The organism is Azospira sp. MPR-E4 (assembly GCF_058809645.1).
The window spans coordinates 22,991-34,813 of sequence record NZ_JBXAST010000034.1; the positions used below are offsets into that span (position 1 = coordinate 22,991).

General features: G+C 66.3%; 7 protein-coding genes. 4 read left to right on the forward strand and 3 right to left on the reverse strand.

Translation table 11 applies throughout. The features are described 5' to 3' along the window. Window positions 1–9: 9 nt before the first annotated feature. The 4 genes from AC1RTA_RS11135 (at window position 10) to AC1RTA_RS11150 (ending at window position 8,305) form a co-directional block, all read left to right on the forward strand. Complete coding sequence (locus tag AC1RTA_RS11135; protein ID WP_130458737.1) at window positions 10–2,616, forward strand: diguanylate cyclase; 2,607 nt, start codon at window positions 10–12, stop codon at window positions 2,614–2,616. A gap of 103 nt (window positions 2,617–2,719) precedes the next feature. After that, on the forward strand, window positions 2,720–4,636 hold the full coding sequence (htpG, locus tag AC1RTA_RS11140) for a molecular chaperone HtpG (RefSeq protein WP_492784749.1): 1,917 nt from the start codon (window positions 2,720–2,722) through the stop codon (window positions 4,634–4,636). Window positions 4,637–4,775: 139 nt separating this feature from the next. Further along, entirely contained in the window at window positions 4,776–7,277 is a 2,502-nt protein-coding gene (locus tag AC1RTA_RS11145; RefSeq protein WP_492784750.1) for a PAS domain S-box protein, read from the forward strand. Continuing rightward, on the forward strand, window positions 7,274–8,305 hold the full coding sequence (locus tag AC1RTA_RS11150) for a response regulator (RefSeq protein WP_130458734.1): 1,032 nt from the start codon (window positions 7,274–7,276) through the stop codon (window positions 8,303–8,305). The genes AC1RTA_RS11145 and AC1RTA_RS11150 overlap by 4 nt, the downstream gene beginning before the upstream one ends. Before the next feature lie 72 nt (window positions 8,306–8,377). Here AC1RTA_RS11150 and AC1RTA_RS11155 read toward each other — a convergent pair whose 3' ends face one another. Genes AC1RTA_RS11155 through AC1RTA_RS11165 form a run of 3 tightly spaced genes read right to left on the reverse strand, consistent with a single transcriptional unit; the run spans window position 8,378 to window position 11,720 of the window. Beyond that, window positions 8,378–9,409: an HD-GYP domain-containing protein gene (locus tag AC1RTA_RS11155; RefSeq protein ID WP_130458733.1), complete on the reverse strand. Its 1,032-nt coding sequence runs from the start codon at window positions 9,407–9,409 to the stop codon at window positions 8,378–8,380. Between the two features lie 9 nt (window positions 9,410–9,418). Then, entirely contained in the window at window positions 9,419–10,849 is a 1,431-nt protein-coding gene (locus tag AC1RTA_RS11160; protein WP_492784751.1) for a sensor histidine kinase, read from the reverse strand. A 4-nt stretch (window positions 10,850–10,853) separates the two neighbouring features. Beyond that, a complete protein-coding gene (locus AC1RTA_RS11165; RefSeq protein ID WP_492784752.1) occupies window positions 10,854–11,720 on the reverse strand; it encodes a phosphate/phosphite/phosphonate ABC transporter substrate-binding protein in 867 nt (288 codons plus the stop codon). Window positions 11,721–11,823 lie beyond the last annotated feature (103 nt).

Sequence of the window (11,823 nt, forward strand, 5' to 3'; positions counted from 1 at the left end):
ACAGAAATCATGCATTACGACCTGCCCATCTCCCAGATCCTGCGGCACGAGCTGCTGGAATGCGCTCCCCAGACCACGGTGGCGGAGGCGGCAGGGCGCATGCACCAGGCCCGCTGCGGCTCCATCCTGGTGGTGGAGCTGGGGGAGGTGCGGGGCATCTGGACCGAACGGGACGCCCTGGCACTGAATTTCTCCGACCCCGAATCCATCCATCTGCCGGTTTCCCGGGTCATGAGCACGCCGGTGAAGACCGTGCGGGAAACGGACACCGTGGCCGACGCCGCCATCCGCTTCAAGCAGGAGCGCCTGCGCCACCTGCTGGTGGTGGACCGGGACGGGCGGCGCCTGGGCATCGTTTCCCAGACCGACATCGTGAACCACCAGGGGGTGGAGTTCTACGTGCACATGCGTGACGTGGGCTCGGTGCTGAAGAGCGCCCCCCTGCAGGTGCCCGGCAGCATGCCGGTGGCCGAGGCGGTGCAGCGCCTGCGGGAGGCCCGCAGCGACGCCGCCATCGTGGAGCACAACGGCCATCTGGGCATCCTCACCGGCCGCGACGTGCTGCGCCTGATCGGCCAGGAATCCCTCAACTGCAGCGCCGGCGAGGTGGCCACCTTCCCCCTCATCACCGTGCCGCGCAGTTCCACCCTGTACCACACGCGCAAGATCTTCAACGACCGGCGCATCCGCCACCTGGGGGTGATGGACGAGCACGGCCGCATCACCGGCCTGCTCTCCTACGCCGACATCCTGGACAGCGTCGAGCAGGAATACGTGGCCGAGCTGCGGGCCGCCCTGCAGGAGCAGAGCCAGCGGCTGCAGCAGTCCCGCCACGCTCTGCTGCTGGCCTCCAAGGTGGCCGAGTCGAGCCAGCAGGCGATCATGATCGTCAATGCGGAACGGATCATCCAGTCCATCAACCCGGCCTTTTCCGCCATCACCGGCTATTCCGCCGAGGAGGCGGTGGGCCACGATACCCGCCTGCTCAAGTCCGGCCTCCACGACGCCGACTTCTACCGTCAGCTCTACGCCGACCTGGCGGCCTTCGGCGTGTGGAGCGGGGAAATCTGGAACCGGCGCAAGAACGGCGAGCTGTACCCGGAGAACCTCACCATCACCTCGGTCAAGGGAGAGGGCGGCCAGGTCATCAACTATGTCTGCGTGTTCACCGACATGACCGAGCAGAAGCGGGCCCGGGACGACCTCAAGGAAAGCCACCAGCGCCTGGAGCAGCAGTCCAGCCTGACCGAGATGATCCTGGACACCCTGCCGGTGATGGTCTTCGTCAAGGACGAGGACGGCCGTTACCTGGTCATGAACGAGGCCGCCGCCGCCTTCGTCGGCCACGACAAGCACGAGGTGGTGGGGCGCAGCGATTTCGAGCTGTACCCGGCCGACGTGGCTTCCCGCCTGCGCCAGGACGACATCAAGGCCCTGGCGGCGAAGAAGGTCACTGGCCGGGAAGAGAAACACCTGACGCCCAAGGGCGAGCGCTACCTGCTCTCCTACAAGCGGGGCGTGGACCTGGGCGGGCGGCGCCTGCTCATCGGCAGCTCCACCGACATTTCCGAGCGCAAGCAGGCCGAGCAGCTGCTGGCCGCCGAGCGCCAGGTGCTGGAGCTGATCGCCAGCGATGCCTCCCTGCAGGTGGTGCTGGACGCCCTGTGCAACCGGGTCGAGTCCCTCATTTCCGACTGCTTCGCCGCCGTCCTCCTGCTGCAGCCGGACAACGGCCACCTGGTGCTGGGCTCCGCCCCCAGCCTGCGCCGCACCTGCCGCGACGTGGGCCAGAACTGCCCGGAAAACCCCGCGGTGTGCGCCTGCGCCGCCGCCATCCGCACCGGCAAGCAGATCATCGCCGAGCACATCGACGATTCGGAACAGTGGCAGGACTGCCGCGACTTTGCCTCGGCCCTGGGGCTGAAGACCGCCTGGTCCACCCCCATCGTCTCCCCGGGCAAGGAAGTGCTGGGCACCCTGTCTCTTTATTTCCGCCAGGGCCGGCGTCCCAACCGCTTCGACAAGGACGTCATCGAGCACGCCTGCCGCCAGGCCGCCATCGCCATCGACCGCAACCGGGCCATGGATTCCCTGCACCGGCTGGCCACCGTGGACACCCTGACCGGCCTCAACAACCGCTCCCGCTTCCTCGACCAGGGGGAGGCGGAGATCACCCGCGCCCGCCGCCTCGGCCGCAGCGTGGCCGTGCTGATGCTGGACGTGGACCACTTCAAGCGCATCAACGACACCCACGGCCACGGGGCCGGGGACGTGGCCCTCAAGATCGTCGCCGCCATCATCGCCCGGGAGCTGCGGGCCATCGACATCTGCGGCCGTCTGGGGGGCGAGGAATTCGCCGTCATGCTGCCGGAAACCGACGGCCAGGGCGCCATGCAGGCCGCCGAGCGGCTGCGCCAGGCCGTGGCCCAGGAAAAGGTGCGGGTGGCCGAAGGCGTCGAGTTGGGCATCACCGTGAGCATCGGCGCCACCATCCTGGCGCCCCAGGATGCCAACATCGACCATCTGCTGGCCCGGGCCGACGGCGCCCTCTACGAAGCCAAGCGCAGCGGCCGCAACCTGGCGCTCTACGCCGCCCCCGGCAACATCCCCTCTTGAAATCCTGATTGCCGTCCCCATTTTCGGGGGCAACGACCGCGTCGGCCCCCGGGCCGGTGCGGCGGCAACCGTTCGTTCCCACTTTTTACCCACGGAGTCTTGCATGGGCGCACCCAAGGAAACCCTCGGCTTTCAGGCAGAGGTCAAGCAGCTGCTGCAGCTGATGATCCATTCCCTCTACAGCAACAAGGAAATCTTCCTCCGCGAACTCGTCTCCAACGCTTCCGATGCCTGCGACAAGCTGCGCTTCGAGGCCCTCAACAACAACGGCCTCTACGGCGACGATTCCGAGCTGAAAATCCGCCTCTCCTTCGACAAGGCGGCCCGCACCCTGACCATTTCCGACAACGGCATCGGCCTCTCCCGGGAGGAAGCCGTGGCCCACCTGGGCACCATCGCCAAGTCCGGCACCAAGGAATTCTTCGCCTCCCTCTCCGGCGACGCCCAGAAGGATGCCCACCTCATCGGCCAGTTCGGCGTCGGCTTCTACTCCGCCTTCATCGTCGCCGACAAGGTCACCGTCATTTCCCGTCGCGCCGGCCTGGAGCACAACCAGGCGGTGAAATGGGAATCCGAAGGCGCCGGTGACTACTCCGTGGAAATGGTGGAGAAGGCCGGCCGCGGCACCGACGTGATCCTGCACCTGAAGGACGGCGAGGACGACTTCCTCAATGCCTGGAAGCTGAAGTCCATCATCCGCAAGTACTCCGACCACATCACCCTGCCCATCGTCATGAAGGCGGAGAAGTGGGACGAGGAGAAGAAGGAACAGGTCGCCACCGACGAAGACGAGACGGTGAACCAGGCCAACGCCCTGTGGGCCCGCCCCAAGAGCGAGATCACGGAAGAGCAGTACCAGGAGTTCTACAAGCACGTCGCCCACGACTTCGAAAATCCCCTGGGCTGGATCCACGCCAAGGTGGAAGGCAAGCAGGAATACACCCAGCTGCTCTACATCCCTGCCCGGGCCCCCTTCGACCTGTGGGACCGCAACGCCCGTCACGGCGTCAAGCTCTACGTAAAGCGCGTCTTCATCATGGACGATGCCGAGCAGCTGATGCCGCTCTACATGCGCTTCGTGCGCGGGGTGGTGGATTCCGCCGACCTGCCGCTCAACGTCTCCCGGGAAATCCTGCAGCAGAGCAAGGACATCGAGACCATCCGCGGCGGCTGCGTGAAGAAGGTGCTGTCCCTGCTGGAAGGCATGGCCGACAGCGACGACGCCGCCGAGAAGGAAAAGTACGCCGGCTTCTGGAAGGAATTCGGCAATGTGCTGAAGGAAGGCGTGGGCGAGGACTTCGCCAACAAGGAACGCATCGCCAAGCTGCTGCGCTTTGCCTCCACCCACAATGACACCACCGAGCAGAACGTCTCCCTGGCCGACTACGTTTCCCGCATGAAGGAAGGCCAGGAGAAGATCTACTACGTCACCGCCGAGACCTTCCTCGCCGCCAAGAACAGCCCACACCTGGAAATCTTCCGCAAGAAGGGCATCGAGGTGCTGCTGCTCTCCGACCGCGTCGATGAATGGGTGGTGGGCCACCTCACCGAATTCGACGGCAAGCCGCTGCAGTCCGTGGCCAAGGGCGGCCTGGATCTGGGCAAGCTGGAGGACGAGGCCGAGAAGAAGGAGCAGGAAAAGGAAGCCGGCGAGTACAAGGAACTCACCGACAAGGTGAAGCAGGCCCTGGAGGCCCGGGTCAAGGACGTGCGCATCACCCACCGCCTGACCGATTCCCCCTCCTGCCTGGTCTCCGACGAGCATGACCTCTCCGGCAACCTGGCGCGCATGCTCAAGGCCGCCGGCCAGAAGGCCCCGGAGGTCAAGCCCATCCTGGAGATCAACCCTCACCATCCGGCGGTGCAGCGCCTGAAGTATGAGGAAGCCCGCTTCGACGACTGGGCCAACCTGCTCTTCGAACAGGCCCAGCTGGCCGAAGGCGGCCAGCTGGAAGACCCGGCCGGCTTCGTCAAGCGCATCAACGACCTGATGCTGGCCCTGTCCCTGGGCGGCAAGTAAGTCCGTCGCCAGGGCAGGCGAGGGCGGGGAGGCGGCATGGCCGCTTTCCCGCCCTTCGTATTTCTGGCGTTTCCGCCGGCGAGGGCTTAGCATGGCGGAAAGAAACCACGCGCCGTACGTGGATATAACAAAGACCGCCATGAAATTCCGCCATTCCCGCCTCCCCCTGATGGCCGGCCTGTCCGGTCTCCTGGGTTTTTTCATCCTGGTCGGCGTCAGCCTGAAGAGCGACTATGACGGTCTGGAGGAGCGGGCCCGGGTCGAGGTGGGCAACCTGGGCCACCTCATGGAGCTGCACACCGCAGCCCGCATCCGCAACATCGACCAGATCCTGCAGGACGTGCAGGGCCACGTCACCCCCGAGGACATGGCCCGTTCCCAGGCCCAGCGTGGCGCCCGGGGCGAGGAGCTGGAGCGGCTGCTGCGGACCAAGCGGGAGATCGTGCCCGAGGTCCATGGCCTGCACCTGGTCAATGTGAAGGGGGATTTCCTCTACAGCTCTCTCAGCCCCCTGCCGCCCTACAACATGGCGGACCGCAGCCATTTCACCGCCCACGTGCAGAACCCGGAGGCGGGCCTGGTGATCGCAGAGCCGGTGCTGGGCCGCACCACGGGAAAGTGGACACTGGCGGTGAGCCGCCGCCTCAACAATGCGGACGGCAGTTTTGCCGGGGTGGTGGTGGCCACCTTCCTGCCTGAATCCTTTGCCCCCTTCTACCAGAGCCTGGACCTGGGGCCCCACGGCAATGTCTCCATCCGCGACACCCATGCCCGCATGCTGATGCGCTTCCCGGCCCGGGACGACCGTATCGGCCAGCCGGTGGAATCCCATCCGGCCCAGCCCTACATGGCCCGGGGCGACCGGGAAATCCTGATGAAGATCCGCAGCGGCACGGACCAGGTGGAACGGCTGGTGAGCATCCGCAAGGTGGGCGAGTATCCGCTCTACGTCTTTGCCGGCATGGCGCCGGAGGACTACCTCAGCAACTGGCGCAGCAAGCTCTACTACTACAGCGCCGGCAGCCTGCTGTTGGCGGCGGTGGTGCTGGGCCTGCTGGTGATCAACCGGCGCGGCGAACGGCAGGAGGAGTCGGCCCTGCGGGCCCTGGCCGAGACGGAGGGACGTTACCGCCTGCTGCTGGAAAACCTGCCGGTGGGCGTCATCCACTTCGATTCCCGCCTCTGTCTGACCTTCTGCAACGAGCGTTTTGCCGCCATGGTGGGCAGCACGGTGCAGGCCTTGCAGGGCCTGGATCTGCAGCGCCTGCGGGACCAGTCGGTGCTGCCGGCCATGCGCCAGGCCCTGGCCGGGGAGGGCGGCACCTACGACGGCAGCTACCGCACCACCCTCAGCCATATCGACGTGTGGATATCCTTCCGCGCCAATCCCCTGCGCGATGCCAGCGGCGCCATCATCGGCGGCATCGGCATCGTCGAGGATGTGGGCGAGAAGCGGCGGGCCGAAGACAGCCTGCGGCAAAGCGAGCGGAACTTCCGCACCATGGCCGACTTCACCTACGACTGGGAATACTGGCAGGGGGCCGACGGCCGCATCGTCTACATGACCCCCTCGGTGGAACGCATCACCGGCTACGGGGTCCAGGCCTTTGCCGAAGATCCTTCCCTGCTGCAGCAGATCGTCCACCCCGACGACCGGCAGGAGTTCCAGGAACACCTCAACCAGGCAGTCTTCCATCACGAGCACATGGTGGACTTCCGCATCGTGCGCCGGGACGGGCAGGTGCGCTGGATCGCCCACGGCTGCCAGGCGGTGGTGGGAGAGGAGGGCGAGGCCCTGGGGCGGCGGGTGAGCAACCGGGACGTGACCGAGCGCAAGACCCTGGAAGCGGAACTGCAGGCCCTCAACAGCCGCCTGGAGGCACGGGTGCAGGAGGAACTGGCGAGCAACCGGGAAAAGGACCAGCTGCTGATCCAGCAGTCCCGCCTGGCGGCCATGGGCGAGATGGTGCACAACATCGCCCACCAGTGGCGCCAGCCCCTCAACGCCCTGGGCCTGGTGATCGCCAACATCCGCGACGACTTCGCGTTTGGCCAGCTGGATGCGGCGGCCCTGGACGAAAGCGTGGGCCGGGCCCTGAAGCTGCTGCAGCGCATGTCCACCACCATCGACGATTTCCGCAATTTCTTCCGTCCCGACCGGGACCCGGCGGACTTTGACCTGGGGGCGGCGGTGGAGGATGCGGCCTTCATCATGGATGCCTCCCTGAAGAACAACGATATCGCCCTGGAACGGGCCATCGAGCCGGACCTGCGGGCCTGGGGCTTCCACGGCCAGTTTTCCCAGGCCGTGCTCAATGTCCTGGCCAACGCCAAGGAGGTGCTGCAGGAGCGCCATGTGCGCCCGGCCCGCATCCGCCTGCAGGTCAGCCGTTGCGACGGCCAGGTGGAAGTGACGGTGGAGGACAACGCCGGCGGTATCCCCGGCAACGTCCTGGGGCACATTTTCGAGCCCTATTTCACCACCAAGGAGCAGGGCAGCGGCATCGGCCTGTATATGACCAAAATGATACTGGAGCGCAGCATGCACGGTAAAATAAGGGCTGAAAACACCGCCGAAGGCGCCCGCTTCGTCCTCACCGTGCCTTTGTACACCCTTCCGCCCACGGCCCCAATGCAATGAACGCCCTCGAAAAAGACCAAGACGCGGAATTCCTGCGCACCCTCAGCCTGCTTTACGTCGAAGACGAGGAAGAGGTGCGTCGGGAATTGACCCGCTTTCTCTCCCGCCGTTTTGCCAAGGTGGACGTGGCGGCCAACGGCCAGGAAGGGCTGGAGCTGTTCCGCCAGCACGGCGGCTACGACATCGTCGTCACCGACGTGCGCATGCCGGTCATGGACGGCCTTTCCATGGCCGCCGCCATCAAGGACATCCAGCGGGAAGTGCCGGTGATCGTCATCACCGCCTACAACGAGATGGACTATTTCGTGCGGGCCATCGAGATCGGCATCGACCGCTACATCACCAAGCCGGTGGACCCTTTCCTGCTCATGGAGGCGGTCAGCCGCAGCGCCAAGATGCATTTCCACCAGCGGGAAATCGAGCGGGCCCGGGAGGAAACCACCGAGGCCCTGAACCAGGTGGTGGCGGTGCTGGCGCGGGCCATCGAAGTGCGGGACCCGTACACCGACGGCCACCAGAAGCGGGTCTCCCAGCTGGCCGGGGCCATCGCCGAACGCATGGGCCTGCCGGCCGCCCAGGTGGCGGGCATCCGGGTGGGGGCGTCGATCCACGACATCGGCAAGATCCAGGTGCCGGCCGAGTTCCTCAGCATGCCGCGGCGACCCTCGCCGGACGAGTTCGCCCTGATCAAGGCCCATGTGGAAGCGGGCTACGAGATCCTTGGCGACGCCACCTTCCCCTGGCCCATCGCCCAGATGGTGCGTCAGCACCACGAGCGCCTGGACGGCTCCGGCTATCCCCAGGGCCTGAAAGGGGACGAGATTTCCCTGGAGGCCCGCATCATCGCTGTGGCCGACGTGGTGGAAGCCATGAGTTCGGACCGTCCCTACCGGGCGGCCCTGGGTCTGGAAGCGGCGAAGGAGGAAATCCGCCAACACCGGGGCACCCTCTACGACGGGGCTGCGGTGGATGCCTGTCTGGCGGTGCTGGAGAGCAATCCGGAACGCTACGTGGGGACGGCCGCCTGAGAGCGGCCGCATAACACCGGGAATAACGGGAAAGGGCGGGGAGGGCTCAGGCTCGGCCCCCGGCAGGCTGGCTTACAGCCCCTGCTCCGGCAGCAGATCGGGCCGCCGCCGCATGAGGCGCACGCAGGCGTTCACCACTTCGGCATCGTAAAGCTGGCCGGCGCCGCTTTCCAGTTCGGCCAGGGCCTGCTCCAGCCCCAGGGCGGGGCGGTAGGGACGGTGGGAACTCATGGCTTCCACCACGTCGGCCACGGCCAGGATGCGGGCTTCCAGCAGGATGGCCTCACCCTTGAGGCCCTGGGGATAGCCGGAGCCGTTCAGGCGCTCGTGGTGCTGGCGCACCATCTCGGCGATGGGCCAGGGGAAGTCCACATCCTTGAGCAGCTCGTAGCCGGCCTGGGAGTGGTTCTTGATGATCTCGAATTCGATGGGCTTGAGCTTGCCCGGCTTGCACAGGATTTCGCTGGGGATGCGGATGGAGCCGATGTCGTGGATCAGGGCGCCGAAACGCACCCCTTCCACCACCTCCCGCGCCAGCCCCATTTCCTTGGCGATGGCTGCCGCCAGGGCCGAAACCCGCTTCTGGTGGCCGTCGGTGTAAGGGTCCCGCATTTCGATGGCACGGGCCAGGGCCATCACCGTCTGCTGCAGGATGTCGGCAATGCGGGTTTCCGCCGCCAGCAGGGCCTTCTGCTGGGTGCGCACCATGACTGCGTCGTGGATGGCGGTGAGCAGGGCGTCCGGGTCGATGGGCTTGGTGACGTAGCGGTCCACCCCCAGGTCGATGGAGCGCAGCAGGTAATCCCGGTCGCTGTAGGCGGTGACCACGATGATGGGCACCGCATGGCCCGTGGCGCGAATCCTGGAGGCCATTTCCAGGCCATCCATTTCCGGCATCTTGATGTCGGTCACCACCACGTCGTACTCGCCCTTGAGGAAGGCTTCCAGGCCTTCCCTGCCATTGACGGCCACCTCCAGGGTGCCGACGCGGCGGCCGAGGAAGCGGGAGAGCAGTTCCCGCACCTCGTCTTCATCTTCCACGTAGAGCAGGCGCAGGCCTTGCAGGAAGTTCAGATCGAGGCCGGGCGGGGTATGGGAGTCCATGAGCGTATTCTAATTCTTTTTCGGCTGGCGCACCGGCACGGTCAGGGTGAAACAGGCGCCGTCGCCCAGGTTGGCGGCGCTGATGCTGCCGTTCATATTGTGTTCGATGATGGTCTTGGCCATGTACAGACCGATGCCGCTGCCTTTGTCCTTGGTGGTGAAGTAGGGGTCGAAGATTTTCGGCAGGATCTCCGGGGCGATGCCGCCGGCGTTGTCCCTGACCCGCAGGAGGATGGTTTCGCCCTGGCGCTGCAGTTCGATCTCGATGCGGCCGGCGGCGACCTTGCGCGCCAGGATTTCTTCCTTGGCATTGGCCAGGATGTTGAGCACCGCCTGGGCGAACTGGGAGGGGAAGCCTTCGGCCTCGACGCCGGGGTCCAGTTTTTCCACCAGTTCGATGCCGTGGCTCTTCAGGGTGCCCTGCATGATGAACACCGCCTCTTCCACGGCATGGCTGACGTCGAACTGGGTCATCTCCTTTTCCGGACGGAAGAAGTCGCGGAAATCGTCGATGGTGGTGGACATGCGCCCCAGCAGGCGCTGGGCGTCGGCCACAGAGCGGTCCATGACTTCCGGGGTGAGGGCCTGGAAGTCGTAGTCGTCCTTGATGTTGCGCACCAGCAGGGAGAGGGCGTTGAGGGGCTGGCGCCACTGGTGGGCGATGTTGTGCACCATCTCGCCCATGGCGGCCAGGCGGGATTGCTGGATCAGCATGTGGTCCTTCTCCCGGTTCTTCGCCAGTTCCTCCTGCACCCGCTGTTCCAGATGCTCGTTGAGCTGGCGCAGGCTCTGCTGGGTGGCCTGGACCTGGTCCCGCATGGCGGCGAAGGTATTGACCAGGGTGCCGATCTCGTCCTTGCCGCCGGGGGGCAGGTGGGCGTCGAAGCGGCCCTCGGCCAGTTCCCGGGCGGCAGTCATGAGGCGGTTGACCGGGCGCCGCACCGTGGCGTCGAGCACCACGCCCAGGGCCAGGAAGGCTCCCAGCAGCACCGAGGCGAGCAGGGCGAAGAGGGTCTTCTGGGACTGGGCCACGCTTTCCAGCAGGGCCCGGTGGCTGATCCGGATGCGCAGGCTGCCGACGCTGTCGTTGGCCAGGTTCAGCTGCTGGGTGTGCAACTGCTCGTCGGGCCCGGCCGGCGGGACGGGGGTGCCGGCCAGGGGGTAGAGCTGGCGCCCTTCGTGGTCCTGCAGCACCACCTCGACCCATTCCGGGTTCTCCTGGCGCAGGGAATCCAGGGTGTCGTGGATGTCCCCCAGCTGTCGAGCCACCACCAGGGGCAGCAGGCTTTCCGTCAGGTTGTGCATTTCCCGTTCCTGCTGCCGCTCGAAGACGGCGATCTGGTAGCGCACCGAGTCGGGCAGCCAGATGCCGTAGAGATAGGCGATGAAGGCGGTCCACACCAGGGCCAGGGGCAGCAGCAGCTTGAGGCGCAGGGTCATGGGTTCAGCGTTCCGGGACGAAGAAGTCTTCCAGGCCCAGGTCCTTCAGGGGCTGGTAGTCCTTCATGGCGGTGGGCACCATGCGGGCCAGGGGGATTTCCTGCAGCAGGGCCTTGCCCGCCGGGGTGGCGGCGAAGTCCAGGAGGGCGCTGCGCACCTGCTCGCGCACGGCTGCATCGACCCGGGGATGGGCGGCGATGGGGTGAGCGGCGAAGGCGGCGGTGCGGTACAGCACCCGCAGGCGTTCCTGCACTTCCGGCTTCTGTTCGTTGAGGGTCTTCTGCACGCCGCCGCCGGCGCTGGCCAGGCCCTGGGTCACCGAGAGATAGACGGCGGTGTGGGAATTGACGTAGCGGGGCGTGAAATTGACCTTGTACTTGCGCACCAGCTCGGCCCGGATGAGCAGGCTGGCGCCGATGGCGTTGGGGGCGGGGAAAGCGATTTCCTTGCCTTCTAGGTCGGCCGGGGTGCGGAAGGGACTGTCCCTGGCCACCACCAGGATGCCGGTGACCGGCGTCTCGTCCCGCACCAGGGGAATGTAGCCGGCCGGGTTGGCCACCATCAGGTAGGGATTCATGTAGGCGAAATCGAAGGCGCCGGCGTTGTACTGGCGCTCGAAGCTGGGGATGTCGGGCATGATGGCCAGGTCGAAGCGCAGCCCGGTGCGCTTTTCCAGCTCGATGAGGATGGGCTTCCAGATGGCGAAGAGCTGGCGCCGCTCGAACTGGGGCGTCACCCCCAGGGTGTAGACCCGCTCCGCCGACTTGCCGGCGGTGGTCTTTGCGGTGGCGGGGGCGGCAGGGGCCGCGAGGGGGAGCATCAGCAGGCCTGCCCACAGCAGGCCGGACAGGCGCCGGAGCAGCGGTCCCATGGTGGTTCCTCCTCGGGTGATGAGTGCCGGACATCCCGTTGTCCGCTGCGCATGCCCTACCCGGAAGCTGCGGGGGCGGAGTGGCGTTGCCATCCCCTGGGGG

Coding starts and splice junctions, on each gene's coding strand:
- AC1RTA_RS11165 (WP_492784752.1), bottom strand. CDS start 11,720: ATGGGACCGCTGCTCCGGCGCCTGTCCGGCCTGCTGTGGGCAGGCCTG.
- AC1RTA_RS11135 (WP_130458737.1), top strand. CDS start 10: ATGCATTACGACCTGCCCATCTCCCAGATCCTGCGGCACGAGCTGCTG.
- AC1RTA_RS11150 (WP_130458734.1), top strand. CDS start 7,274: ATGAACGCCCTCGAAAAAGACCAAGACGCGGAATTCCTGCGCACCCTC.
- AC1RTA_RS11155 (WP_130458733.1), bottom strand. CDS start 9,409: ATGGACTCCCATACCCCGCCCGGCCTCGATCTGAACTTCCTGCAAGGC.
- htpG (WP_492784749.1), top strand. CDS start 2,720: ATGGGCGCACCCAAGGAAACCCTCGGCTTTCAGGCAGAGGTCAAGCAG.
- AC1RTA_RS11145 (WP_492784750.1), top strand. CDS start 4,776: ATGAAATTCCGCCATTCCCGCCTCCCCCTGATGGCCGGCCTGTCCGGT.
- AC1RTA_RS11160 (WP_492784751.1), bottom strand. CDS start 10,849: ATGACCCTGCGCCTCAAGCTGCTGCTGCCCCTGGCCCTGGTGTGGACC.